Here is a 26,632-nt window from a genome sequence, read left to right on the forward strand (position 1 = left end):
TGTTTAACCCTTACAGGCGAATATCTTTTGTGGCCTGTTCGAAGTAGGGGCCTAGCGTTCCCGAATAGTCTTTCGACAGGTGTTCGTGGTCTTGGTAGACGTAGATGTTGCCCACTATCGGGGGGCACTTCCCGTTTGGGCAGATCTGTTCGCTCAGGTCCACGAAGTGGTAGTTTTTCGATTCTGTGAGGCCGGGCAGGTCGGTGGCGTACACGCGTCGGTACGGTTCTGCACATTGCTCGTTTGGATCGGTGGCTGTTACCGCACACTCGTACTTGTTTGTCGCAAAGATCGGGTTGTCGCGCATCCCAATAACTTTGATGCCATGGTCTAAGAAGGCGCGCACTACCTCAGAGTGCCCTGGCACTACTTCGTCGGGGTGCTTCGGGCTCGCCAGGGTAGACACTACGATCACCGCATCAGGGCGCACCTTGTTCACCGTCCACCGCACGCCAGCTTCCACCCACTTTTTACACGTGTCGTCATTGCCCTGGTAGGTGAGGGAAAGCTTGCACCCGCCCATTAGGAGTGCGGCCAGGTTCCACTTTCGCTTTTTCGCAGCATATTCGATTGCGGGCAGGTACTGTTCCGCGTGTGAATCACCAAAAACTAACACGTTGGGGCCGGAGCCCCCGCCCTCGCGCATCTGCCTGCACGAGTTGGCGTGCTTGGCCACCTGCCCGAAATCTGGCGCCCCGGCAAAGGCGCCCACGCACGGGTTGGGAAATCCTGCCCACTGTTTCGGCAAATCCGCTGGCCCTGGGATTGGCTTTGCAGCATAGGCTGGCTCCTGGTTCATGGCCAGTACAGCGGCACCGGGGAATTTGTTCGTGCCGGCTGTGCCAACGCGCACTAGCTGCGAATCGGCTCGGGCTCCTGCCACATGAATGCCGCCCGCTCCCACGGCAAAACAGGTGAGCACCAAGATGGCTTGGGCCCACCACCGGTTGTTCGCCCACCGCCACTTGCGCACCGGATCGTCTACGGCCGCGGTGAGCAGCAGGGCCAACCCCAGAGACAAAATTAGCAGGATTACGCCCTCGACAATGGAGAAATTAGCCTGCTTACGCACGCCTAAGTACACGGCAAACAGCGGCCAGTGCACCAGGTATAGCGCGTAGGAATTGTTGCCAAGAAACACCAGTGGTTTGAGCGCCAAAAATTTCCCTGAATACACGTCAGTGCGTACCAGTAGCAAAAGTACCGCGGTTGCCGCGATGGGCAGCAAACAAATCGGCCCCGGGTACACGCCCACTTTCACCAGTCCGAACGTCACGACTACAACTAGTGCTCCCCACCCCAGCAGGTCTCGGAGCCAGTGGGGAAGAACTTTTTTGGGGCGCACGAGGGCGGCGATGGCTCCGATGGCGAACTCCCACATGCGGATGCGGGTGTCGAAGTAGAAGTTTTGGCTGCTGCCTTGGAAGTATTTGAGGCTGAGCCAGGCGAAGGAGGCGACTGCTATAAGCGCAAATACGGCTATGCCTACTTTTTCCACCTGCCAGCCAAGCCGTCGCGACACTGCTGCTACGAGGGCGAGTACCACCGGGAAGAGTAAGAACACCTGACTGCGATGCACCACATGTGCATTAGCGGCGAGGACAGGGAATGGTCTGCTGCAAAGTAGTCGACGAGTTCAGTTTGTAAATACCAGTTCTGGTAGTAGAACAAGCTCGCCCACGACTGGTTGATGATTTCGCCCCACCTGGTCTTGGGCAGGTATTTCAACGTCAAGACCACCGCAAAAAGTATGGTTACCACCAGCGGCGGAAGTAGGCGCCGGAAGGTGCGCACCCACCGTTTCAGCACCGACGGAATCTTCCCGCTTGCGCACCCGCGCACATATGATTCAGTCAGCAGGTAGGCCGAAATCATTATGAACACGTCGACGCCAATGGGCGAGCCAACCTGCCAGGCATGAAAAACAATTATCAGCAGTGCGCAAATAGCCCGAAGCCCCTGAATCTCTGTGCGGAAGGGACGCTTTTGCCTGAGTGGATCGCTTGCGTGCATGGCTTTTATCTTTCAGCTTTGCCCATTTTTCTAAGAGGTATCGTAAACCTACAGCTCCCACCTGCAAAAACGGCTAAATGCTGGGCCAGGTATCAAAAATAAGGTGAGGGCGGGCATCGCTGTCACGCTTGGGTTAGTAGGGTGCGCTGGGGTGAGTAGGGTGCGCTCTGGGCGCGGACGGGCATTGTTGGTCAAGAGCTTGGTGAATGGGGTGCGCTCTGGATGCGGAAGGGCATTTGCATGGTGCGCTTGGGTGAGTAGGGTGCGCTCTGGGCGCGGACGGGCATTTGCGCGAAGCGCAAGGGCAGGAGCGCACCCTACTCACCCAAGCGTGCGCGGAAGGGCATTTGCGCGAAGCGCAAGGGCGGGAGCGCACCCTACTCACCTAAGCGTGCGCGGAACAAGCCGTTGCGTAAAGCGCGGGTTAGGTTGCGGCCCGTTGAACGGGGGCTTTTAGGCGAGGGTGTAGTTGCCGGTCAGCACTACCTTGCCACCCTTTACGCCTTTGGCTTCCGAGACGACGCGCCCAGTGGCGGTGGGATCTGCCTCGACTTGCCCTAGGATTGCCGATTCGCACCCGGCCTGTTTGGCGCTCTCGCGTACGGCGTCGACGCTGTTTTCGGCGCAGACGGCTACCATGCCTATGCCCAGGTTCAAGGTCATTTCCAGGTCGTCCCACGAAACGTTGCCTTGGGTGCGCACCCAGTCGAAGACGGCGGGCACCTGCCAGGAGCCACGGTCGATGACAGCGCCTAGTTCTACGGGCAGAACGCGGGCCAGGTTTGCTGCCAGGCCGCCGCCGGTTACGTGTGAGAGGGCGTGTAGTCCTTCAACGCCAACTTTGTCTTTGATTTGTAGGCACATGCGCGAATACAGCCGGGTTGGTTCTAGGAGTTCTTCGCCTAGCGTGCGCCCAAATTCCGCTACCTGAGCATTCAGATCGGCCTTGGATACCTCCAAAACGCGCCGAACCAGTGAATATCCGTTGGAGTGCAGTCCGGAGGCGGCTAGGCCCACTAGCACGTCACCCTCGCGCACACGGTCTGCCCCGAGCATTTGGTCGGCCTCGACTACGCCGGTGGCTGCCCCGGCTATGTCGTAGTCGTTAGCACCCATCAGGCCGGGGTGCTCTGCGGTTTCCCCACCTAACAGGGGGGTGTCTACGGCTGCACAGGCTTCTGCTACTCCGCGCACAATGTTGGCGATGCGCTGTGGTTCGACGTGCCCGCAGGCAATGTAGTCGGTCATTAGCAGAGGGCGGGCCCCCACTACCGCAATGTCGTCGACTACCATGCCCACTAGGTCTTGGCCGATGGTGTGGTGGATGTCTAGCGCCTGCGCGATGGCAATTTTGGTGCCAACCCCGTCCGTGGAGGTGGTCAGGTATGGCTTTTTCATGCCGGCAAGCGCGGAGGCGTCTACCATCCCCGCGAAACCGCCGATGCCTCCCACCACCTGCGGGGTGAAGGTGCGCGAGACGGCCTCTTTCATGAGTTCTACGGCCTGGTCCCCGGCAGCGGTGTCGACGCCAGCGGAGGCGTAGGTTATTTCGTTAGACATGTGTGCCCTTTCGTGAGCTAGTCGGCACTAACAGTTTGGCTGGTTACCGCACCTTTGCCGCCAGGTACGGGGGTGCCTGCGGGAATGGAAATTGGGTAGTCCCCATTGAAGCAGGCCATGCACAGGGTGGATGGGTTTTGCCCGGAGGCGGCCACCATCCCGTCGATGCTCAGGTAGCCTAGCGAGTCGGCGTGGATGGATTGGCAGATTTCGTCCGTGTCCATGGAGGCGGCGATTAGTTCGGCGCGCGTAGCAAAGTCGATGCCGAAGAAGCAGGGCCACAGTACGGGAGGGGAGGAAATGCGCACGTGTACTTCGGCTGCTCCTGCCTCGCGGAGCATGGCTACGACTTGGCGTTGCGTATTGCCGCGCACAATGGAATCGTCTACTACAATCAGCCGTTTGCCCTGGATAATTTCGCGGATCGGATTTAGTTTCAGTCTGATGCCGCGCTGGCGCATTATTTGGGTGGGCTGAATGAATGTGCGGCCCACGTAGGCGTTCTTGACTAGGCCCTGTTGGAAGGGGATCCCGCTTTCTTCGGCGTAGCCTATGGCGGCGGGGGTTCCGGAGTCCGGGGTGGCCATGACTAGGTCCGCTTCCACTGGGTGTTCCCTGGCCAGGGCGGCACCCATTTCGCGGCGGGACTGGATTATTGATCTGCCGCCGATGCGCGTGTCTGGGCGGGCCAGGTAGACGTATTCGAACGCGCACACGTTGGGGGTTGCGGGGGCGAACCTGTATGAGCGTATCCCCGAGTGGTCGATGGAAAGTAGTTCGCCGGGCTCAATTTCGCGTACCACCGTAGCGCCCACAATGTCGAGGGCGGCGGTTTCAGAAGCGAGTGCCCACCCTTGGGGTAGGCGGCCCAGCACGAAGGGGCGTACCCCGTGGGGGTCGCGGGCCGCGTACAGGTGCTGTTCGTCCATGTACACCAGCGAGAAGGCGCCTTTTAGGTGGGGTAACACGCGTAGTGACGCTTCGATTAGGGGGGCTGGCGGTTCGTTGTCGAGGGCGTCTGCCGGGCCTTTATTGCGGGCTGCCTCGATGCCGCCCTCGGGCAGATCCCAACCAATTTCGGCAAGTTTTTCGCCTGAGCCTAGCAGGGCGTTAATCAGGGCGGTGTCGGTGGAAGCACCCCGGGCGACCTCGCCGCGCGAACCCAATTTTTGGGTGACTACCTGCCGCAGCTGTTTGGTGTTAGTTAGATTCCCGTTGTGGGCGAGCGCCAACGTGCCCGTGCCGGATGGGCCAAGTGTGGGCTGGGCGTTTTCCCATACGTCGGCCCCCGTGGTGGCGTAGCGGGCATGGCCAATTGCCGCGTGCCCCTTTAGCCCTTCCAGTGCCTGATCGTTGAACACTTGGCTGACTAGCCCCAAGTCTTTGTAAACCAGGATCTTCTCGCCATTCGAGGTGGCGATGCCGGCGGACTGTTGGCCGCGGTGTTGGAGAGCGTAGATGCCAAAGTAGGTTAGTCGGGAAACGTCTTCATCGGGGGCCCAAACGCCAAAAACACCGCACTGATCTTGCGGTGCAGGGTCGTCGTTTAGATCCAAAGTGTGGCTCAGTTGGCCGTCGCCGCGTATCACGGCCCCATTGTTTCATGGTTCAGCGCAAAGATGCCAAATGCCCCCGCAGCCAGTTCCCCATTGTGAAACGCGTCAGCTAATAGCTGCTCCCCGGCGCCCGCCAAGGCGCTGTGGCTGGTAGGAAGCGGTTTTTCGGAGTTGTTCAACACAACTAGCAGCTGCCCGTCCCCCTCGCGCGCGAAGGCCCTGTAGGCGATTACTTCGTTTTCGAGGTGAGTTATTTCTACGTTAGCGTGGGCCAGCCACGAGTGGCGGCGGCGCAGAGCTATTAGGGAAGCATAGTAGTGCCAAAATTGTTTTTCGCCCCGGTTTTGGGGGCCTTGGAAGGCAGGCAGAGGGGGCCGTATCGCATCGTCGCCGCCTAGGCGTTCCTCTTTTACACCGCGCGCCCCACATTCGTCGCCGTAGTAGATGGAGGGGATGCCGGGAAGCGTGAACAAGATGGCTGCGGCCTGGCCCACTTGGGCGGGGCTGAGCCGGGAGGCAATGCGCGTTACGTCGTGGTTACCCAGGAAGGTTTGGGGCCAAAAATGTTCACAAAATTCCAGGTGCCGACGCAGGTTCCACTGCAGTTCGTAAAAGTTTTTCTGTTCTAGGGAAGACCAGATGGATTTCCACAGTTCGTATTGGGTTAGGCTATCCCAGCCTGCCGCCTCTAGGAGCTGCGTGTAGTTGCCGTGGATGACCTCACCGCTTACCCACAGGTGCGGATATTTTTTGCGTAGCGGCGGCAGCACTTGCGCCCACAGGGCCGGGTCGATCGCGTAGGCCGCGTCCAGGCGCCACCCGTCCAGCCCTTTGCCTAACCAGTAGTCCATTACGTTTTTGACGAGGGCGAGGACCGTGGGGTCTGAATGGTTCAACGCCGCTAGGCCGGCGTGCCCTTCGAACGTTTTGTAGTTGGGTAGGTGGCCGGGCTGCCAGCCGCGCCAATCTATGCGGAACGCGTTGGCGTAGGCGGATTGTTGGCCCCGCTTGGCCAAGTCCTGCATCTGCGGGCAGGCGGGCGAGACGTGGTTGAACACGCCGTCGCCTATAACGGAAAATCCGCGCTGGTGGGCGGCGTCTATAAGGGTGTGAAAGTCATCGATGTCACCCAGGCGCGGGTCTATTTTGAAGTAGTTGAGGGTGTCGTAGCCGTGCGAGTACGCCTCGAATATAGGCCCTAGCTGTAAAACATTTGCGCCCAGTTTGCGCGCGTGGTCGAGCCACGGTACCAGGTCGGCCAAGGTGCGGCCGGGGGTGGTGTCGCCCTCGCCGGAGAAGGCCGGATTTACTTTGGGCGCACCGAGTGCCCCGAGCGGGTAGAGGTGCCAAATTATTGCGTGCTCGCTGAAGTCGCCCATGGGTTCATTCTGCCGCACGCGCCCACTTTTCACCACCCATTCACTAGCCATACACATTTTATTCATCCGCTGAATAATGCGCTTTGTAGACCTTTTCTGGATTGATTCCAGATTATGTGCTAGGCTTAGTTATGTCTTTGGCGCTGCCCACTGTGGCGGGCAAGCAGTTAGGCCCTTTGGGCCAGAAAGGAATCAACATGGTCAAGGTTGAAGGAATTGTTGGCGACACTCTGCAGCAGACGCTGGTCGATCTGATCGCTCTTGAACTGCAGGCTAAGCAGGCCCACTGGAACATTAAGGGCCCCAACTTCCGCGCCCTCCACCTGGCACTTGATGAGGTCGTCTCTCTAGTACGTAACGATCTTGACGAAGTTGCGGAGCGTCTAGCCACTATCGGTGGCAACCCCGACGGCCGCGAGGCCACCGTTGCGAAGACTTCCAGCCTCGATGAGCTCGAGAGCGGGGATCTGCCGGTTGACAAGACTTACGAAGTAATGGCTCAGAAGGTCCAGGCAGTTTGCGACAAGATTCGCGAAAACCTGTCGGAGGCTGACGATGCCGATCCGATTACTGGGGACTTGCTGATCACCGTAGTTTCCGGGTTGGAGCAGCAGGCTTGGTTCCTGCGTTCAGCCACCAAGTAAGGTTGGCATAATCCCTTTCAAGAAGGCCCACCAATTGGTGGGCCTTCTTGCTGCATGAGGGCGCGTTCACCGCTTAGCGCGGGGTGGCAGTTAGTACACGTACGTAGTACGCTCACGGGCGCGACCCGGCATTATTGTCGTGCTTGGGTAGGTAGGGTGTGTTCCGGGTGCGGACGGGCATTATTGGTCAAGAGCTTGGTGAATGGGGTGCGCTCTGGGCGCGGACGGGCATTTGCGCGAAGCGCAAGGGCGGGAGCGCACCCCATTCACCAAGCTCAACGGATACGACATTTGCGCGAAGCGCAATGGCAGGAGAGCACCCTGCTTACCCAAGTGCGCAGGCGGCCATATGCGCGAAGCGCAAGGGCGGGAGCGCACCCTACTCACTAAGCTCAACGGATACGACATTTGCGCGAAGCGCAAAGGTGGGGTCGCCGCTTCGCGCCGAAGTTTACTTTTCCCTTCAAGCAGCCTTAGCCAGGGCAAACACCACTTTGCGCTGTTCTAGATCGGCCTTGGTAAGGTCGACTTCTACACGCTCGCCCACGGGCAGATCCTCGCCCTCGACGGGAGCCATAATTGCTGGGTCGGAAAGCATAATGTGCCCGCTGTGTTCTTTGGCATCCAATATGACGCCCGAGTAGGTTTCACCTTCGTGGCCCGAAAGCGTGAGTGCTTCCATTGCCGCAATGACTTCTTTTTCGTTTTTTGCTCCGGCCTGGCGTGCCCGCCCCATTTCGGAGGGCAACTCGGGCAGGGCCTCTAGCACCCACGCGGGAACAAACTCACCTACCTGGCCGCCGCCTGCGTCTTCGCGTTTAGTGTCGGCCCAGGCTAGCTCCAAGGAAAACCTGTCGACTAGGCGCCGCAGCGGTGCCGTGGAGTGGGCGTACTCGGCGGCGATGGCCGAGTGAACCACCCTGCGGTCGCCTGGCGGGTGCATCTGCCCAATTTCTTCGCGCCCCTCGATAGCAGGGCCGTAGACCAGGTAGCCTGAACCGCGGAACAGCGAGGCCGCTCTGTCCATGAAGGCACTATGGGCCGGGTCTGATTCGTCCAGTGTGGGGACGAGCTGCGGGTATGACATTTGCAGCGGCCATTTGACTCCCAACGCGCGGGCAGCCCTGCGCAGGCGAGCGACGTCCTCGTTTGACGCGGGCGGCAGGGTGCGCACTACTCCAACTCCTAGACGTCGCATTCCAGCTGCTGCGCACATGCCGGTGAGCAGTGACATGTGTGCGTTCCAATTTTCTACGGGCAGGGAGGCCCTGAAACGAAGCTTGTAACCGCCGTTTTCTTTTTCGACCTCTTGTTCGGGGAGAGGCAGTGACACTCCGCCGCGGTCTTGTTCGCGTTCGATGCGCAGCTGGCCTAGTTCGCGCAGCAGCGAGGGCAGTTGTTGGTCGGCCTGGGCGGGGAGTGTACCCTTTCCGTCTACTACTGCTTGGACTTGCTCGTAGTCGAGTTGGGCGCGCGATCTTACGACGGCTAAGTCTACGCGCCAGGAGACTACATACCCGTCCTCGTCTAGGCAGATGCGCCACAAGAACGAGGGCGTGGCCTGCCCTGGCAGCAAAGAGGCCGCCCCCGCAGACAGTTCGCGCGGGTGTAGCGGCACGGATCCGTCGGGAAAATAGAGTGTGTTTCCGCGCGCGTGTACTTCGCGATCTAAAGCGGAGCCGGCCGTTACGAAGCAGGATAGTGCCGCGATCGAGTACGCAAGTAGGTATTTGGCTGGCTTAGGTGAGGGGCCTGGGCGGGTCTGCAGCACGTGTTCTGGGACTCGGATCTGCCCTGACAGAGCCTGGGCAGGCAAATCGGCTACTTTGGCGATTGCAATAGCCTGGTCCAGGTCTTTTGATTCGGGTGGATCGATCGTTACCAACGGAATTGCGGTGGCATCTAAACGCGGATAGTTGGGTGGGTAGCCTTCCCCGCCCACCTCGAAGCCCAGCTCCTCTACTAGCCAGGGCTGGCCGCCGGAGCGGTCCGCTAGTTTCAGCTTGTCCGCCCACTTTTGCCAGTTGGCTGCCGCCTGTTTAGCTTCTGTTTTCGCCCGTTCCGGAAAATCGGTGGGCACGTGGTTGTTTTTCCGAATTAGTTCGAGCACCGGCACTAACACACCCGGTGCTACGGGGTAGATTTGCCTCCTACGCGTCATGTAATCAGGGTCTCATGTAATACCCGTGGGCGCGCGGGAAAAGGCTAGCAAAATGCCGCCTGAACCACAGTTAGGCGGCAAAATCGGCCTAGCACCCTACAGCCGGAGGCTCTGGGTGGGCGTTTGGGGATAGTGCTATACGTCTAGGTCTTTGCCTAGCACGTAGGATACGGCGCGCACTGCGTCCTCGTTTTCGGATTCCACGATCAGGGTGTCGCCTTGCCCTGCCGCCAAGGTCATTAGCAACATTACAGAGGAGGCGTCTACTGGTTCGCCCTTTTCAGAGCGAATAGTTACCGGCTCGGCAAAATCTGCAGCAGCCTGCGCTACTTTGGCAGCCGGGCGAGCGTGTAGTCCTACAGAGGAACCAACTTTGACGGTCTTACTGAACAAGCTATCTCCTTACTGCTAGCCAGAATTTCTGGCGCCGTAAATAGGGTACACACTGACCACGGTTGGGGAAATCTTTGTGTCCAATGTCGCGGCCAAAATAGCATATTTTGGGACTTTTGCCGTTATTTCGGGATTTTTTACGAATTTCTGCCCTGTTTAGTGCAATTGGTGGGACGCGTCACAGCTATTTTTCCCCTAGGGAGCGAATTTACGCGGCATTATGGGGTTATCCAGAGGCCTAGGAGGACACATGGATGGCCGTCTTAACGCGCGCGGCATCCCCGTTGTTACGGGCGCTGCTTTCGCTCCCGTCCGGTGGGTTGTGCGCCCTAAAACCGTCTCGTTAGATTCTGCTGCTGTCCCTGAATCCAAGCGTGAGCGCGAGGTCGAGCGCTTCACCGCCGCGGCAGACACTGTAGCCTCCCGCCTACTTTCGAGGGCCGAAAAGTCTATCGGTTCCTCCTCAGATCTTTTGCGGGTGGCCGCGGCCATGGCCACCGATCCGGCTTGGCGCGAGGCAACCCACAAACTGATCAGGGCTGGCACCCCCGCCGACGCGGCGGCCACCCAAACTATTGCCGACATTGCCCGCCGTTTCGTGGCGGCTGGCGACGCGCTTGCCGAGCGGGTGACCGACCTGATCGACGTGCGCGACCGGGTGGTTGCACAAATCCACGGCATGCCCGAGGGCGCTCTCCCGCAGCTTAGCGAACCGGCCATATTGTTCTGTGACGATCTGGCTCCTGCCGATGCCGGCGCGCTAGACCCGAAGTACGTGAAGGCTCTGGTTTGCCGCGGGGGCGGACCCACCTCGCACTTTGTTATAGTCGCCCGCCAACTCGGCATCCCCTGCATCATTTCGGCCAAGGGCATAGACCAGGTTGAAGACGGTTCGTTGGCGCTGGTGGATGGCGCCAAAGGCAATATCACTATCAACCCGGATGCCGGGCACGCCAGGTCGATAATCGCCCTCGACGAAGCCCGCCACCAGGCCGAAGACACGTGGGAGGGGCCGGCTTGCACTAAAGATGGGATCCGAATCTACCTGTACGGCAACGTGCAAGATCGCATGCAAGCATTGCAGGCCCGCAAGGTCGGCGCCGACGGGGTGGGGTTACTGCGCACCGAGCTGACCTTTTTGGGCACGCACAACGAGCCCACCCTGGATGCACAGATCCGCGCCTACAAATCGGTCATCGACGTGTTTCCGGACAAACGTTTTATTGCCCGCACGCTCGACGCAGGCTCAGACAAGCCGGTGGTGTGGGCGGGCACCCAGCCCGAGGAAAACCCCGCCCTCGGCGTGCGCGGACTGCGCACTATTTTACGGCGCAAAGACGTCCTCGAACACCAGCTGGATGCCCTAGCGGCGGTATCGCAAGACCGCAAGGAGCCCCTGCGCGTAATGGCTCCCATGGTTTCCACACTGGACGAGGCGCAAATGTTTTCCGAGCTGGTGCGCGAACGCGGCATGAGCCCCGGCATCATGATCGAGGTGCCCGCCCTGGCGTTCTTAGCTGACCCGCTCTACGAAATCGTGGATTTCACCTCCCTCGGCACCAACGACCTAACCCAATATTTGATGGCCGCCGACCGCACGAACCCGTATTTAGCTAGCTACCTGGACGCGTGGCAGCCGGCAATCTTGACCCTAATCGCACACGTTGCCCGGGCCGCCGCCCGCCATTCCAAGCAAGCCTGCGTGTGCGGGGAGGCCGCGGCCGATCCGGTCCTGGCCTCAGTGCTAACCGGCATGGGCGTACACGGATTGTCTATGGCGCCCTCGGCAATAAAAACTGTCGGTTCTTACATTTCGCAACTAAACTTGGACACTTGCAAGAGGGCAGCCATCGCGGTGATCGGGAAAGATCCCGGCGACATGTACGGCCCCTACACCGGAGCTTTCAGCGCGGTAGACGCACGCGAGAGGGCTCTAGCTATTTTTAACGAGGCATTAGGTGCAACGCAGAATCAGTGACGAAGAGGGCCTAGGGGCGCTACGGCAGTGGTGGAAGGTTACCGCCACAGCCCGCGCCTCAGGCCAAAGCACGGAACTAGTTGCAGCCACCAAAACCCTTGACCGCAAGGTGCGCAGGGCGGCGGTGCGCTGGTCGCTAGAAGAATTCGCGGAAGTGTACCCGGGGCGCTCCGTAGAGATTCGGGTTCCCCCCGCTGCCGCCGTACAGGCCATAGCAGGCACCGTGCACAGGCGCGGCACCCCACCGGCTGTGGTCGAATGCGACGAGACCACCTGGCTAGCCCTGGCCACCGGAATCACAAGCTTCGAGCAGGCTGTACGCCAGGGGGCGGTTACCGCCTCAGGAATACGTACGGACCTGGGCCCGCGTCTGCCACTTTCGTTGCCAAAGCTCAGCTAACCCACTTTGGCGCCCTCAAGCCACCCCCCTAGGCACCACCCTTTGGTGCAAAGGCAGAAATTTTAGAGGGCGCGAATCTTTACCGCGCCGCGGTCGGTGCGCACCCAAATGTGGGTGGCCATGCCAATGGCGTCGCCGTCGACCTCGACGTAGCGTGGCTCTTGCACGCGCAACTCGGCCTGGCGTGCCCGGCGGGCGTCCAAATCGGCATTCAGGGAGGGAAGCTTGGGGCGAATTCCCAGCCCCTGCAACAGCAATCGCCACCCCAGCTCAAGCCAGCCCAGCGGGCCCATGCGCGCATCCAAACGCGCCACATCCAGCCACCCGTCATCCGGGCGCGCATCGGGCAACAACACCACGTTAGCGGTGAGCACCCCACAGTTGGCAAACAACACCGTTGTGGCTGAAACCTGTTTCGCCCGCCCGTGCTTTCCCAGGGTTAATTCCACCTTCATCGTGGGCTTGGCAGCGTGGCGCAAACCCGAAAGGACGTAGGCGAACCAGCCAATCTTCTCTTTCATCTCGGACTTGGTGGTAGCCATGACGTCCGCGTCGAAGCCCACCCCAGCCATAACCAAGAAAGCATACTCATCTTGCCCGGGCGCCCACTTTTGCTGGCCCAAAGGAGCAAGCACCTGACCCTCGGGATCCGGCACCTCGGCCGCCGCGGTAGGCACGCGCTTGTTCTTTACCCCTCCGGTAACAGGAGTGGGATGGTGTTCGGTACGCAGCCAGCCCAGATCTATCGAGTGAGTGCGGCCCGTAAACCCTATCGAGGCTGCCTCCCGCAGCGAATCTAAGGGCACTTCCATATTGCGAGCCATCAAGTTGCCCGTACCCGCCGGCAAAATCGCCATGGGCACGTCCGTGTGAGCCAACCCGGCCGCCACTGCCCTAACCGTGCCGTCGCCGCCAGCAACCAACACCACCCCGGCCCCAGCTTCGACCCCCTGGCGGGCTTGCACCGCCGGAGAGGTTTCGACCTCGGTATACACGAAGTGGGGCGCCTCCCAGCCGGCATCGAAGGCGCAGCCCTCGATCACCTCTTTGAACTCGCCCATGTTCTCGACCCGGGCAGGATTCACGATCACCCACGGCTTCTTAGAAAGTGCCCGTCCGCTCGTGCCTCGGGCCCGGGAGGCGGCGCTCAGACGGGTTTCAAGCTGGGTGGCCCTAGTGTGCGCGGCGGACGCCAAAAACAGGGCCAAGCCGGCAAGCAGCAACGCCACCACAGCAAGTACAAGAGCTAAAACAGCCATGAGTGAATGATATCTAACCTTCCGTCGCTCTCCGTGCCTTCTGCTGAATTTCGCAAGCCTGCAAGCGTTCTGCACGCAGCCGGTCTACGCCCTCGACCTGAAGTGGTTCCAAATCGCCCAATACGCCAGCTAACAGATAGTCAGCCAACTGGGGGTTGCGAGCCAACACCGGCCCGTGCATGTAGGTGGCAACTATAGAACCGCAAACTGCGCCCTCGACAGCCTTCCCGTCAATGCGAGCGCGATAGCCGTCAGGAACCTCGGTATCGAGAACCACCCCTGCCTTGGCGCCCGCCTCCTGGGAAATGCCCTGGTCAATCTTAGGCGCCACCCCGGGAAGCCCGTTGCCGATGCCCGCCTGCACATACCCCAGAGGGCGAACCTGCTGGCCCAGCATGGTGGCTCCCCCGTGATTTTCAAAACCCAAAAGCACCTCGGTGAGCCCGTCCAAGGCGGGAGTGGTGGCGAGCTCGCCAATAGCCCGAGCTCCTTGCGGCATGGTGACCACGTCTAACAGCCCAGCACCCGGAGTTCGGTTGCCCTGAGCATCCGAATACCAGTTGCCCAACACCTGCAGGGCAGCGCACACCCCTAGAACGGGTTTGCCGGCCTCGACTGCCCGCTTCAGCCCAGTGTCGCCAGCCAGGTGCCTGGAAGCTATCGTCTGGGCAATATCTTCGCCGCCTCCAAGAGTGTATATGTCCAACTCGGCAGGGATAGCCTCGGATACCCCAACGTGAACGATCTGCGCTTCATAACCGCGCCAGCGCGCCCTTTGAGCCAAAATTACCGCATTGCCGGAATCGCCGTAGGTGCCCAGCACCTCGGGCATTAGCACTCCGATTCGAAGCGCATCGGTCATTTTAACAGCCCCTTCCTGAGCAATTCTGCACGCGTATCGCGGAACGAAGTGTAGTTCAGCAGCATATCCACACGCCCAGCGGGCACCTGTTGCAGGCCCTGCAAAGGCGTGCTTGCATACCGGGCGTCCACGCCCGCATAGCGCAGCCGCACCTGCAAGTCGGCGCCTCGCTCGCCGGTTGCCCAAACGCGCGCCCGAGCCAGCTTGTCAAAGTCCACGTCCCACAGCCAAGACAGGTCCGTACCGTCGGCACGTTGGCCATTTACTCCTACGATCAGAGCGGCTTTTGGATCGAGCATCGTCAGCGATTCCTGCCACCCAGCCGGGTTTTTTGCCAGCAGCAACCGCACCGACTTTCCGCCCACGTCAAAGCGGGCGTAACGGCCCGCCACAGCCTCTACTCGAGCTATCCCCAAGGCCCCCTTGCGCGGATCCACCCCGAGGGCGACCGCCCCCGCGAGCGCCTGGGTGGCGTTGCCCCGGTTAGCCCGCCCGGGCAGGTTTATTTGCACGTCGAGGGTGCCCGTGGGGCTGGATACGCGCATGGTTTGCCCTGGGGTGTAATCGCTGCCCTGCCAGGTCCACGTAGGTTCGGGGCGGTAAAAATCTTGGGGGTTTGCCGCATCGAGTCCGGCTACGGCCTCGCCAGCCTCGTTGGGGGCGGCTGTGGTAGTTCCCCCCGCGAGTTTTAGTTCGTCTAGGGGCACCGAATGCCAGTAGACCTTAGTATCGTTTCCGGAATGGGCAGCCTGTTTGGAGGTGTAGAGGATTGCGCCCCCGGTGCGGGGAGCGGTGAGTGAATCGCCCGACCAGCCTTTGCCGGCTGCCACCCACACCGGTTTGGCACTGTCCCAGGCTGCGGAAGTCATCAGTGGGTCGTCTACGTTTGCCACCACGTAGGCCTGCGGCTGTTCTTTGACGGTTGCGCGCAATCGCCGCTCTATGGTGGCAATTTCTCCGACACGATCGAGCTGGTCGCGCGAAAGATTCAAGAACACCAACACATCGGGGCGCACCTGGCGGGCCACTGCCCGCACGTGCATCTCGTCAACTTCCAACACTGCCACGTCAGCGGTGGGCGTTTCCATCAAAGCTGCCAGCACGCCCTCGGACATGTTGTCCCCGCCGCGATTGGTGGCCACCTCTAAACCGGCAGCCGCGCAGGCTTCAGAAAGCATGCGGGTGGTGGTGGATTTGCCGTTGGTGCCAGTGACGATCACCGTGCGCATCGGCCTAGCCAAGTCTGCTAAAAGATGTGGGCTCATGCGCGCCGCCACAGTGCCGCCTATCATGCCGCCGCTGCCGCGCCCCAAAGTGCGCGACGCCCACGAAGCCCCTTGCCCGGCGGCTATAGCTAGCAAATCCCTAGGGTGGAAACCACTGCGGCGAGCGGTTTTTGGCACACTACCTAAAGAGGCGGACAAATCCCTGGCTGCCGCCCCAACTTTTGCCACCGCCACTTTCACGTAGCGTTTCGGAAACTGACTCATAGCTCCGATTGTATGTGGCAGCGCCGCCGACTCGCACAGCGCTATACGCCACGCCCCAACAGCACGTCTTCGACCCAGGCACGCGCAGCCACAAAGTCTTGATCGCGCGATCCTTCCGGAACCTGCACCACCTGGTGGTCCGCCCTCGGGTAGGAGCCAATAAAACGCACCTGCGAACAGTGCCTGTGCAAACCGTTTAGGACGGCCTGCACTCGCTCTTCGCGCACGTGCCCTTCAATGTCAATAGAAAACGAGTAGCTGCCGGGCCTGGCCGCCACCGGACGCGATTCAATGCGAGAGAGGTTCACCCCCCTGGCCTTCATCTGCTCCAGCATAGACAACAGCGCGCCGGCCTCATTCGAGCGAAGCTCTATCTGCAACGTAGTCTTGTCCGCTCCCGTGGGCTGGCCTGGCACCTCCGGCAGCGAAACTACTACAAAGCGGGTGCGCCCTCCCTTGTTGTCGGCCACGTTTTCCTCTACCACTTTTAGCCCATAGCGGGTGGCTGATACGGCACTGCAGAGGGCGGCGTCGTAGCCTGCTTCGCCCTCGGCAAGCAGTTTCGCCCCGGCCGCAGTGGAAGTAGCGGGAACGTGGCGCACGCCCTCAAAGTGGGTGGTGAGCCAATTGCGGCATTGGGCCCAGGCGTGGGGGTGGGTGCCGACTCGTTTGATTTGCGTAGGCGCAGTGCCCGGGCGCACGCACAACGTGAAACCTACTGGCACGTAGATTTCGCCCACAATCACCAGGGCAGAGCCGTGCCCCAGGGCGTCAATAGTGGCGTTTACCCCACCCTCGACAGAATTTTCGATGGGTACTACCGCGCGCTTGGCCACCCCCTCGCGCACCGCATCCAGAGCGGCCTTCTCGCCCGTGCAGGGCAACGCCGTGGCCCCTTCAGGAAGTACCTGGCTGAGTGCCTGCTCACAAAAAGTGCCAAACGGCCCCAGGAATGCCCAGGTAGTTTCAGCAGCTGTGGAAGCCAGGTTAGCCATGGTTACTCCTTTTCGTATAAGTGCCCTACAAAGATACTCGACTAAAGTTAAACCATGATTTCTTGCCCGCCTGTAGAAACCAGGACCAAACGCGTGCTGCTAGTAGTTATCGCGGCACTGTTGGTTTTGCTTCCCCTGCGCGCGTTCGCAGATAGTTCCCCCTTGCAACGGCAGAGCGGGCACCTGGTAGTGATCGGCACTTCCGGGTTGCGCTGGCAGGACGTAGATTTTTCTGACCCGCGCGCAGCCCGGTTCGCTAAATTCGCTGAAGAGGGCACACTCGCCAACCTGGTTGCGCGTTCTACAGCAGCAGTGTCGTGCCCGGCGGACGGGTGGCTTTCGCTTGGGGTGGGCCAGCGGGCCACGCTTTCGCGGGCGGGGGGAAAATGTTATTTTCCGCGGCTTAGCTCGAAGACGGTGGCTGGGTGGGGCCCCCTAACGGACGGGGTAATTCCGGCCGGGCAGGTAGGTTTGGGGTTTTTGCGCTCGTCTCTAAAGCAGGCGGGCAAGTCGGTGGCGGCAGTGGGCCCAGGGGCGGGACTTGCTCTGGCCGACAAGCGAGGGCATTTGGATGCGCCCCCCTTAGACAACGGGGGTGATTTGGCGGCCACCGTGGCCTCTGCCGCAAGTGAAAACGAAGTGACCATTGTGGATGCGGGGGCTGTGGATCCGGCTCACGCCCCGCAGGTGGGTTACGGACTCAACCCCACACCGCAAAACGGATACCCCACCTTGGATTCGGAGCCTTCTAAGACGAAACTTGCCCAGGCGAAAGTCCGCCAAATTTCGCAGATTTTGGAAGCCCTGCCGAAGAACACCCAAGTTTTGCTCGCTTCCTTTGGGGAGGGCAACGCGGTACCCCACCTGCAGCTGTTCGCCATGCAAACGGACGCCTCCTCTGTGGGCCTCGCCAAATCCGGTTCGCTGCGCCGGGACGGGCTGGTGCAAACCGCCGACATAACCCAAACCATTTTGCAGACAGTGGGCTTGGAACCAGCCGAGAATGCCCCCGGGGCACAGGTGTGGACAGCTGGGCGCACGGGCAAAATGTCTTTTACAGACCGGCTCGATTCGCTACTTGACCGCTCCGCTAAAACCGACCGGGCACGAGTGTGCCAGCCGGCCTTCTTCATCTTGTGGTTCACCCTTTGCGGAGTGACCATCGTGGCGGGGATGCTACTTTCAGTACGCGGGCGCAAGGGAACCGCCATAGAAAAGGTGCCCAAAGTTTTAGCCCAGTTGGCAGGGGCAATGCCGTTGGCCGCGCTGCTGGCCAATTTGATTCCCACCTGGCGTTTTTCCACCGCCTCTACCCCTACAGCTGTGCTGGTATTCCTAACCGCGATACTTGCCACAGCCGGATTCTTAGTACTCACCGCACACGGGATAGCCCACTGGCTACGCCCGCACGTGCCAGCCAGTTTCACCCGCCCTCTTAATGCCCCCATTGTGCTAGCGGCCCTCACCCTAACGGTTTTTGCCTGGGTGATCGCCGTACGCGCCCCGTTGCAACTGGACTCACCAACCGGCACCACCACCATCGCCGGCAACCGTTTCTTCGGTTCCGGGAACACCGAATTCACGCTTATGGCGGTCTGCTTTGTTGTGCTCGCAGCCTGGAGCGCAAACGCCTGGGTCACCACCATTATGGGGCTGGCGCTGGCTGTCATCGACGGCTTCCCCACCATGGGTGCAGACTTCGGGGGCCCGCCCGCCATTTTGTTCACGACGGTGCTCCTTGCTACATGGGTGCGCGGTAAAAAGGTGCGACTGCGGCACGTGGCAGCGGCGCTTTTCGCCGCCGCTATTGGCACTGCTTTCTTCGGGGTGGTCGACTACCTGCAGGCTCCCCAAGCCCGCACCCACCTGGGCCGCTTTGTAGCCTCCCTCGTCGAGGGCAACGCCTGGCCCATAATTGCCCGCAAAGCCGAGGCAGCCTGGTTGACCGTCGGGGGATCTGCCGGAACCCTAGTCGCCGCCGCAGTCTTCTTGGTGGCTATAGGCGCGATCGCCTACGTGCTCTATTCGCCCAGGTACAAGACGCGGGTGCTGCCCTTCCACCGAAATGTTTTGCTCTCAACAATAATCTTGCTGGTGAGCGCCTCTTTGATAAACGACTCAGGGATGCTCATCTTGACCATAGGATTGCTGCTGGAAGGCAGCCTGATCTGTGGTGGGCTATTCCATAAATCCGCCTGGTCGCCCTCGGGAAAAATAGCTCTAAGCCGGGCCCCCGCCCGCCGCCAGTGGCCCACATATTTTGCCGCCGCCACCGCCTGCACCATTCTTGCTGGCATAGCTCTAGCTGCCACTACTACGAGTCCCACCGACTCTAAAACCCACCACATCCAAGCAGCCAAGACCCCTGTGGTGGCCATCTTCACCGAGGGAATCCGTTGGGAAAAGGTCACCCCCCAAAATGCCCCCACCCTGTACCGGAGGGCAAGCCAAGGCGCAGCCGCCAACCTGGTACCCCTCTCCCTCTCAGGCCCCACCTGCCCCATAGATTCGTGGCTCGCAATAAATGCCGGCCAGAGGGCGTGGCGCAATTCCCTGGGCGGATACGAAATCTGTACGTCCTTACAGAAAATGCCAGAAGTGTCCCAAGGCCAGCCCCGCCCCGCTCTAAAACGGTGGGACTACTATTCGAAGGCTATGGCCCAAATGACTAACCACCCCACCCTCGGGGCTCTAGGAGAAGCCGTAGAGCGAAACAAAGTGCGCGTGCGTGCCATAGGGCCCGGGGCTGCCGCCGCCCTCGCCAACGCCCGGGGCATCCCCCAGGGAACCTTGCAAAAGGCCCCTTCTAATAATGGCGAACTGGCCCGCAAGCTGGCCACAGACCTGCACAAATACGATCTGACTTTGGTGGACGCCAACGCGATCAGCACTGTTCAAAATCCCGACCGGGCCGCCGCGGCTACGCGCAGGGCAATCCGCGACGCCACCGACAAAACCGGCAACCCCCCGACGGAAGTACAGGTTCGCCCCCAGCTGCGCTCGCTAGCCAACCCCGAAGTAAAGGCAAACCTGAACGCAGACTCCGAAGACGCCCCCGACCTGCCAGAGGCTTCCTTCTCCATAAAAACAAACCAGGAATCGGCAACCAATACCCAACGCGCCCAACTGGTTGCCAGCCAGAGCGAACGTCAACTGGCACGCCTCGAAGCAGCCGTGCGAGCGGTACCCCCCAACGCGCGCCTACTGGTGGTATCCTCGGCCGACTTTGGGGTGCGCTCCTACATGCAGACCGCGCTAGCTGCAGGCCCTGGAGTTGGTACGGCAGGCCTCGCCCGCTCATCCTCGGTGCGCCAAGACGGCATAATTCAGCTTCCCGACGTGGCCGCAACCTTAGGGCAGTGGCTGGGCTTCGACATGCCCGGCTCGGGCAGTGCCATAACCAACCAGATTGGTTTACACCACTCCTCCCTTGCCGACCGCCACGATTACCTGACCGACCAGGCCGACCGGGCCTTCGCTATGCGAGACGTGCGCGCAGGGTTCTACGCCATGGTGGTCACCTACGCGGTAGCCGTCATTTTAATTTTGGCCGCCCTGTCGGTGGCAATGGCCTACGGGGTACACATAGCCCCTTCCGCCCGTTTGCTGGCCCGTTTTTGCGCCCTCACACTGGCTTCTATCCCCCTTGCCACCTTGGCCCTGCCGGCCTTCAAGTGGTGGCACTTTCAAGACACGCACGGCGCCCTAAATGGGGGCACTATGGCCCTAGCTGGCCTACTCGCTGCAGCCTGCCTGGCGGGCCCCTGGCGCGAGGGCGGGCGCCCGGCTTTGTCCATAGCCGTCGCTACCGCCGTTGCCATTGCGGCAGACGTAGCCACCGGCACCAACGCACTTATAGATTCGCCCTTCGGGTTCAATTCCCTAGCCGCCGCTCGCTTCTATGGGGTGGGCAACGAAACGTTTTCGCTGCTAAGCGTTGGGGCGCTCCTGCTCTCCGGTTGGGTGGGCACGCTGTTTACCCGCCGCTGGGCCAAGGCCTTAGCTGTGGTTGCCACGTCTCTTCCGTTCCTGCTAATTGATGCGGCGCCCTCGTTGGGAGCGGATTTTGGCGGCATCTTAGCTTTTATTCCTGGCATCTGCGTGCTCGTTATTTTGCTGGCCGGCTACCAGCTAAAGTTGCGTTGGATTTTGCCCATAGGGTTTGTTATGGCGTTTGGGGCAAGCTTCGTGGCACTACTGGACTGGCTGCGTCCCCCCAGTTCGCGTACGCATCTTGGGCGCTTCGTCCAATCTGCTCTTGATGGCGATCTGATGCCGATCGTCGTGGGCAAATTGCAAACTAACCTGCGGCTGCTGGGAATTTCTACGCTTAGGTGGGTAGTGTTAGCCGCACTCGTGGCTTTGGTGGTGTGGTTCTGCCTGTCGTATCCGCGTTTGCGGGGCAGGGCACCTGCCCTCCCCGCTCCGTTGCTGCGAATGCTAAGGCCCGCCTATAAAAAGTTCCGCAACTGGTTGGGCAAGCACCCCAAAGTAACTGGTGGGAAAGTCCATCTTTTGCCTCTGCCCGCCTGGTTCCGCCCCTGTGCCTGGGCACTGCTGGTTACCCAGATACTGGCATTCGGCCTGAACGATTCGGGAATTGTGCTACCCGGAGTGGCTGCCATAATGGCATTGCCGCTGGCGGCAGACACCATAATTGATTCGCTGCGGAGCCGCCCCTAACGCGAGTAGACGTGGTAGGGCTGAAAATCGCGTTGATTGCGCTGGGAGGCAGCGTACATTTCGGGCTTCAGAAAATGCCCTTCTAAACGCAGCCGCACCGTAGCGATGCGCACGTCCTTGTACTGGTGGATGCGGTGCATTTGGCCCCGCAAGTCGTTGCCGGTTGGGCGGTGGGCAATGTCGCAGGGAACCTCGAGGGCGGTGTAACCGGCTCCTAGTACTGCAATAGTGAGCGCGGTTTCCACGCCCCATCCCGAGGCCAAAGGTTGGGCGGCGTCGAACGCTTCGCGGGTAATACACCGCTGCCCTGATAGCGGTTGGGTGGGCCGCCACCCCACCGCGCATTCAATAGAATTGCGGGCCAGACCCGTTACGAAACCGCGCCCGCCCGCGCCCGGCTGCGGCGGCAAAGCGGCAATGGCCATGTCCGCCCTGCCCGCCGAAACGGCCTCGACAAGAGGAGTAGTTTCGGCAGCCGATTCGCCCAGGTCAGCATCCAAGAAAAGCAAAAGGTGGGGGCTTGCGCCCTCGGCGTCGTGCATAGCCACAATATTCGCGCCGGTTTCCATGGCCGACGCCTTTCCCCGATTGACGGTGTGCCGCACGGTAGCTGCCCCGGCGTGGCGGGCAGCGCGCTGAGTTCCGTCGGTAGAACCGTCGTCAACCACCACGATCAAGTCCACCCCCGGGATGGCCTTACATGCTCGCACGGTGCCAGCTATACGGTCCTGTTCATCTTTAGCTGGGATTACAACCGCAACCTTGCGAGTTTGTGAGTCTGACACTCGATCTCCTGGCCTTTTTATCTGCGCGAATGGGCGTTTTTAAGTGTAGACCCACAGCCGAAGGAGTGCCCAAACGGCATAAAATCTACGTAGATATTTTACATAAAAATTGCAAAGAAACCACAGCTTAGCCAGGACAAAGATAGGGAATATCGCCACAGCCAGGTACTGTAATGACCATGAGTAAAAAGTCACGCCGCAAGGCCAAGTATGCAGCCCGCAGGGCACAGATCGACGCCCTGGTAGCAGAAAACGAAAAGAAGGCCCCCAAGAAGGAAACTTTCACGGTCGAATTCAACGAACGTCCCTTTGCAGGCTTTGCCCGCGAGATTGAACTCGTGGCGATGCGCGAGATCCTGCCAGCGGCAACGCTGCAAGTAACCGTCTCCGGCAAGCCCGTCACCTTGTGCACTATGCTGCCACGCAACGCCCAGGCCCTCATCCACGACGACGGCACCATAAAGGTTGCCCTCAACACGCGCAATCGCTCTGGCGACCCTGCCCACGACCTCGCCCTAGTGCTGGATAGGGCCCTAAAGGCCAAACCGGGAACTACCATCGAAGGTCTAGACCCGCGTACCGAGGCGCCAGCCCTTACCGAACTTTTAGATCCCGCCGAAATGGGCACCTTTACCTTGCACAACAATTTCGAATTTTGGCTGGACGAAGCCACCGAGCGCACCCCCGAGGTGGAACGCGCCATCGAAGAATCTGCCGACTCGATTGTGCAGATGGGCGAAGTTGCTGGCCACCGTGGCGCCTATTGGGCCGACATGACCCACCCGTTCTTGCGGTGGGTCCTCTCTGAAGACGAAGAGGACGTACTAAATGCCCTGGCCCGCCTGCGCGCAGCCGGCAAATTGAACGTGGGCGAGGGCAGCGACTTTATTGGGGCGTTCCGCGCCTGTGGCCTGGTTGCCCCCGTCTTCCAACTTTCCGACGAGGCCGAAATCGAGCATCTGAGCGCAGATCTTGCTGAACCACTTGCCCAACTGACCGAGGGGCTGCAAGCTGCACTGAAAGAGACCACCCCCCTGACCGATGCTGAGCGGCGAGCCAAAGCCGGGATCGTTTCCAGGCAGGTTTCGTTGCGCTAACAAAATCCCCAAAATACAGGGGAAATATTAGGAGGCGGGTCCACTGGGCCCGCCTCTAACTTTTGAGACGCCCATTCCGGTTAATGAAATGCACAGTTGCAGCGCAGGCTTTTGCCGGCTTTGGCGTGCACAATAGAAGTATGCACGAAAGAGCTGGAATCAAAGCAACATCCGCAGACCTCATCAACGTCGACGAAGTCCTATCCGCCTACTACGACATAGAACCCGATCCAACCAACCCGAACCAGCAGGTTGTTTTCGGCACCTCGGGCCACCGTGGGTCCTCCCTTGACGGCGCTTTCAACGAAGCCCACATCGTTGCCACCACCGCAGCCATTGTGGAATACCGAAAAGACCGCGGCATCGACGGCCCCCTATTTATCGGCCGCGACACACATGCTCTCTCCGAGCCGGCCTGGCGCACGGCAATTCAAGTATTGGCAGCCGCAGGCGTAACCGTGCGCATCGACTCGCGCGATTCCTACACTCCCACCCCCGCTGTTTCTCACGCAATATTGCGGGCCAACGGGGCCAACACCCACCACGGGGTGCGGCAAGAGGGCGAGGGACTGGCAGACGGAATTGTGGTTACGCCCTCGCACAATCCCCCACGCGACGGCGGTTTCAAGTACAACCCGCCCACCGGAGGGCCGGCCGACACGAACGCTACCGAACCCATTGCGGCTAGGGCAAACGAACTGCTGAAGGATTGGCAGTCCATCCCGCGGATTCCCGCAGACCAAATCCATTCCGACAAGCATGTAGAACGCTACGACTATTTGGGCTCCTACGTCGACGATTTGGCTTCGGTAATCGACATGGACGCGATCCGCGACGCCGGGGTGCGCATTGGGGCCGATCCCCTGGGCGGCGCCTCCGTCGACTACTGGGCGGCAATTGCCGAAAAATATGCCCTCGACCTTACAGTCGTGAACCCTACTGTCGACCCCACCTGGTCTTTCATGACCCTGGATTGGGACGGCAAGATCCGCATGGATTGTTCTTCGCCCTCGGCAATGGCTTCCCTACTAGAAAAAATGACCCCGGATTCGGATGGCAACACCCCCTACGACATTGCCACCGGCAACGATGCCGATTCCGACAGGCACGGCATTGTTACTGCCGACGGGCTGATGAACCCCAACCACTACCTGGCTGTGGCCATCGAATACTTGTACACGCACCGGCCCCAATGGGATTCCAAGTGTGCGGTGGGCAAGACCTTGGTGTCCTCGAGGTTGATCGACGCTGTTGCTGCCGACTTGGGGCGCGAACTGGTAGAGGTTCCGGTCGGGTTCAAGTATTTTGTTCCGGGCCTCCTAAACGGTTCGATCGGTTTTGGCGGCGAAGAATCGGCGGGGGCTTCGTTCCTGCGCCGCAACGGACAGGTATGGTCCACCGACAAAGATGGCATCATCCTTGCTCTGCTCGCATCTGAAATATTGGCTGTTACAGGCAAGACGCCCTCGCAACTGCACGAAGAGCAGGTGTCTCGCTTCGGCAAGCCCGCCTACGCCCGCATTGACGCCCCGGCCACCAAGGAAGAGAAGGCCAAGCTAAAGGCCCTGTCGCCCGACGCTGTAACGGCCTCAGAACTTGCGGGCGAGGCAATCACTGGCAAACTAGTTAACGCCCCTGGAAATAACGAACCGATTGGCGGGCTCAAAGTCAGTACCAAGAACGCCTGGTTTGCGGCTCGTCCGTCGGGTACCGAGGACGTGTACAAGATTTACGCGGAATCTTTCGTTGGTGAAGATCACCTAAAGCAAGTGCAGCAGGCCGCTCAAGAAGTGGTTTCTGCAGCTCTGAAATAGGGGCGGCGGCCGCCCGGCTGCTCCCAAATCTTTGCCCTCTACTTTAAGGACAGACATGGCAACCCAAGAACTAACCGTCCAGAATTTCCCGCAGGTAGTCGAGAAGGGAATTGTCTTCATCGACTTTTGGGCCAGCTGGTGCGGCCCGTGCAAACAGTTTTCGCCAATTTACGAGAAGGTTTCCGAAAATCACCCGGACATCGTTTTTGGAAAGGTGGATACTGACGCGCAGCAGGAGCTGGCGGGGATGGCGCAGGTACAGTCCATTCCAACCATCATGGCCTTCCGCGATGGCATTGGGGTTTTCCGTACGGCCGGCGTAATTTCCGCTACGGAGCTCGAGTCTGTGGTACAGCAGATTCGCGACTTGGACATGGAAAAGGTGCGCGCCGAGGCCGAGGCTGCTGCCTCCGAATAAAGGGTTCGGGCCGGGGGAGCCTAGAGCGGGTGCCACCCCGGCCTTGCCTGACTCGCGTGGGGCGATTGTTTGCCTGCGTTTAGAGCAGGGTGACTCCAGCGGGGCCAATCTTGAAGCCGCTCCCCGTTTTGGCGCTCCAGCATCGCACCGATTCGCCAATGTTGGTGCATGCCAGGGAGCCTGAGGCGGCCGTTTGCCCGGCCTCTAACACCTGATAGTGGGGCCTTTCCTCTTGCGCGCCGGCGTTTGTCACGCTCAGCACTTGGCCGGAGGCATCCATTACCCCGCGCAGAGGCTGGTCTTGTTCGCCGCCAAATTCTTCATGTTTGTACACTAAACAGGTGACGCCCTCGGAACTGATTTGGCACGACACATTGCCATTGCCGGTGGTGAAGCCCGGAAGATTTTCCAGTGCGTCGTGCGGTATGGGGCTGACGTCGGGGGTTGGTTCTTCACTTTCGGGCTTTTTGGTGTGCTTTTCCGGCGTGGAGGTGTCTTTGGGCTTGTGGCTTTCCCGTTCGGTTTCGACACCCTGCCCGTCAGGGATCCACGTTTCTTCCCTGTATGTTTTTTCGGTTACACGTGGTTCTGCCGAGGTCGTGGGGGTTGGGCGGGCGGATTTAGTTTCTTTTTGCTGTGTGTTTTTGCTGGTGGGGTTAGAGGGCGTGGGGTGGCTTCGCGGCGGTGTAGTTCCGTGCGTGGGGGTTTCAGTTTTTGATACCGAGTGCGGCAGGGTGCGGTGGGAGTCGATCATTGCTAGGGCGGCCCCGCCCACGCCCAGCCCTGCCACTAGTAGTATTACGGCGGTTACGGCCGTAATTTTGGGGCTCTTTGGGGGCTTTTTGGTTTCAGTATGCCCGTGGGCGGGCTGCGGATTTTTGGCGAGGGCGCCGCTGATTGCGGAGGCTCCACCGGCTACTATCCCATCTTTGGTTCGGGTGACTGTGGCAAAGAAACCGTCGTTTCCGGACCTGGATTTGTTTACCCCGGAGCTACCTGCAGATGAATTAGGGCTCGGTGAGTTGTGGGCGCGGGAGGTAAAACCGGCACCTTCTAGCCGGTTATTTTCTTTTGGTTCTGGTTCACCCACAGTATGGAGCGTACAGCCATTTATGTATGAAAGCTAGTGAAAGCACCCAATTGCC

The 26,632-nt window shown here is 60.2% G+C and carries 20 protein-coding genes; 7 read left to right on the plus strand and 13 right to left on the minus strand.

Features of this window, described 5'->3' with window-relative positions; all coding sequences use genetic code 11:
• Positions 1-10: 10 nt before the first annotated feature.
• The 5 genes from G437_RS0100140 to G437_RS0100160 form a co-directional block, all read right to left on the minus strand.
• Positions 11-1,579, minus strand: coding sequence for an acyltransferase family protein (locus G437_RS0100140; RefSeq protein ID WP_141739521.1), 1,569 nt, complete (start codon positions 1,577-1,579; stop codon positions 11-13).
• Positions 1,528-2,013 carry an acyltransferase family protein gene (locus tag G437_RS0100145; protein WP_024330577.1) on the minus strand — a complete coding sequence of 162 codons (486 nt, stop codon included), beginning with the start codon at positions 2,011-2,013 and terminating at the stop codon, positions 1,528-1,530. The genes G437_RS0100140 and G437_RS0100145 overlap by 52 nt, the downstream gene beginning before the upstream one ends.
• Positions 2,014-2,466: 453 nt before the next feature.
• Entirely contained in the window at positions 2,467-3,573 is a 1,107-nt protein-coding gene (gene purM, locus G437_RS0100150; protein WP_024330578.1) for a phosphoribosylformylglycinamidine cyclo-ligase, read from the minus strand.
• A gap of 17 nt (positions 3,574-3,590) precedes the next feature.
• Positions 3,591-5,162, minus strand: a complete 1,572-nt coding sequence (purF, locus tag G437_RS0100155) for an amidophosphoribosyltransferase (protein WP_024330579.1) — start codon at positions 5,160-5,162, stop codon at positions 3,591-3,593.
• Positions 5,159-6,559 (minus strand): alpha-amylase family glycosyl hydrolase, encoded by a 1,401-nt coding sequence (locus tag G437_RS0100160; RefSeq protein ID WP_231782332.1) that lies wholly within the window; start codon positions 6,557-6,559, stop codon positions 5,159-5,161. Before G437_RS0100160 ends, purF begins: the two co-directional genes overlap by 4 nt.
• A gap of 146 nt (positions 6,560-6,705) precedes the next feature.
• On the opposite strand from G437_RS0100160, the gene G437_RS0100165 reads away from it, so the two are divergent.
• The gene (locus G437_RS0100165) at positions 6,706-7,152 is read left to right on the plus strand and encodes a Dps family protein (protein ID WP_024330581.1); all 447 of its coding nucleotides are present in this window, start codon (positions 6,706-6,708) and stop codon (positions 7,150-7,152) included.
• 463 nt (positions 7,153-7,615) lie between these two features.
• On the opposite strand, the gene G437_RS0100170 is transcribed toward G437_RS0100165, so the two are convergent.
• Together G437_RS0100170 and G437_RS0100175 are read right to left on the minus strand one after the other, a co-directional pair.
• Complete coding sequence (locus G437_RS0100170) at positions 7,616-9,313, minus strand: RNB domain-containing ribonuclease (RefSeq protein ID WP_070454552.1); 1,698 nt, start codon at positions 9,311-9,313, stop codon at positions 7,616-7,618.
• 135 nt (positions 9,314-9,448) lie between these two features.
• On the minus strand, positions 9,449-9,706 hold the full coding sequence (locus tag G437_RS0100175) for an HPr family phosphocarrier protein (RefSeq protein WP_024330583.1): 258 nt from the start codon (positions 9,704-9,706) through the stop codon (positions 9,449-9,451).
• 250 nt (positions 9,707-9,956) lie between these two features.
• On the opposite strand from G437_RS0100175, the gene G437_RS0100180 reads away from it, so the two are divergent.
• Together G437_RS0100180 and G437_RS0100185 are read left to right on the plus strand one after the other, a co-directional pair.
• Entirely contained in the window at positions 9,957-11,684 is a 1,728-nt protein-coding gene (locus tag G437_RS0100180; RefSeq protein WP_024330584.1) for a phosphoenolpyruvate--protein phosphotransferase, read from the plus strand.
• Positions 11,665-12,084 (plus strand): sterol carrier family protein, encoded by a 420-nt coding sequence (locus G437_RS0100185; RefSeq protein WP_024330585.1) that lies wholly within the window; start codon positions 11,665-11,667, stop codon positions 12,082-12,084. Before G437_RS0100180 ends, G437_RS0100185 begins: the two co-directional genes overlap by 20 nt.
• Before the next feature lie 62 nt (positions 12,085-12,146).
• Here the strand turns inward: G437_RS0100185 and G437_RS0100190 are convergent, their stop codons facing one another.
• Genes G437_RS0100190 through pheA form a run of 4 tightly spaced genes read right to left on the minus strand, consistent with a single transcriptional unit; the run spans position 12,147 to position 16,690 of the window.
• Complete coding sequence (locus G437_RS0100190; protein WP_024330586.1) at positions 12,147-13,343, minus strand: diacylglycerol/lipid kinase family protein; 1,197 nt, start codon at positions 13,341-13,343, stop codon at positions 12,147-12,149.
• A 13-nt stretch (positions 13,344-13,356) separates the two neighbouring features.
• Complete coding sequence (locus G437_RS0100195; protein WP_024330587.1) at positions 13,357-14,205, minus strand: type 1 glutamine amidotransferase; 849 nt, start codon at positions 14,203-14,205, stop codon at positions 13,357-13,359.
• A complete protein-coding gene (locus G437_RS0100200) occupies positions 14,202-15,695 on the minus strand; it encodes a MurT ligase domain-containing protein (protein WP_176745076.1) in 1,494 nt (497 codons plus the stop codon). Before G437_RS0100200 ends, G437_RS0100195 begins: the two co-directional genes overlap by 4 nt.
• 41 nt (positions 15,696-15,736) lie before the next feature.
• Positions 15,737-16,690 (minus strand): prephenate dehydratase, encoded by a 954-nt coding sequence (gene pheA, locus G437_RS0100205; protein ID WP_024330589.1) that lies wholly within the window; start codon positions 16,688-16,690, stop codon positions 15,737-15,739.
• Between the two features lie 54 nt (positions 16,691-16,744).
• On the opposite strand from pheA, the gene G437_RS0100210 reads away from it, so the two are divergent.
• Positions 16,745-21,373 carry a hypothetical protein gene (locus G437_RS0100210; protein WP_024330590.1) on the plus strand — a complete coding sequence of 1,543 codons (4,629 nt, stop codon included), beginning with the start codon at positions 16,745-16,747 and terminating at the stop codon, positions 21,371-21,373.
• Here G437_RS0100210 and G437_RS0100215 read toward each other — a convergent pair.
• Entirely contained in the window at positions 21,370-22,158 is a 789-nt protein-coding gene (locus G437_RS0100215) for a glycosyltransferase family 2 protein (protein ID WP_024330591.1), read from the minus strand. The genes G437_RS0100210 and G437_RS0100215 overlap by 4 nt on opposite strands.
• Positions 22,159-22,337: 179 nt before the next feature.
• On the opposite strand from G437_RS0100215, the gene G437_RS0100220 reads away from it, so the two are divergent.
• From G437_RS0100220 to trxA, 3 genes are all read left to right on the plus strand, one after another.
• On the plus strand, positions 22,338-23,255 hold the full coding sequence (locus G437_RS0100220; protein WP_029769101.1) for a DUF5926 family protein: 918 nt from the start codon (positions 22,338-22,340) through the stop codon (positions 23,253-23,255).
• Positions 23,256-23,395: 140 nt separating this feature from the next.
• The gene (pgm, locus tag G437_RS0100225; RefSeq protein ID WP_024330593.1) at positions 23,396-25,069 is read left to right on the plus strand and encodes a phosphoglucomutase (alpha-D-glucose-1,6-bisphosphate-dependent); all 1,674 of its coding nucleotides are present in this window, start codon (positions 23,396-23,398) and stop codon (positions 25,067-25,069) included.
• A gap of 55 nt (positions 25,070-25,124) precedes the next feature.
• Positions 25,125-25,487 carry a thioredoxin gene (trxA, locus tag G437_RS0100230; RefSeq protein ID WP_024330594.1) on the plus strand — a complete coding sequence of 121 codons (363 nt, stop codon included), beginning with the start codon at positions 25,125-25,127 and terminating at the stop codon, positions 25,485-25,487.
• A gap of 79 nt (positions 25,488-25,566) precedes the next feature.
• Here trxA and G437_RS0100235 read toward each other — a convergent pair whose 3' ends face one another.
• Entirely contained in the window at positions 25,567-26,577 is a 1,011-nt protein-coding gene (locus G437_RS0100235; protein ID WP_024330595.1) for a hypothetical protein, read from the minus strand.
• Positions 26,578-26,632 lie beyond the last annotated feature (55 nt).

This window comes from Winkia neuii subsp. neuii DSM 8576 (assembly GCF_000420405.1).
GTDB classification, from domain to species: Bacteria; Actinomycetota; Actinomycetes; order Actinomycetales; family Actinomycetaceae; genus Winkia; species Winkia neuii.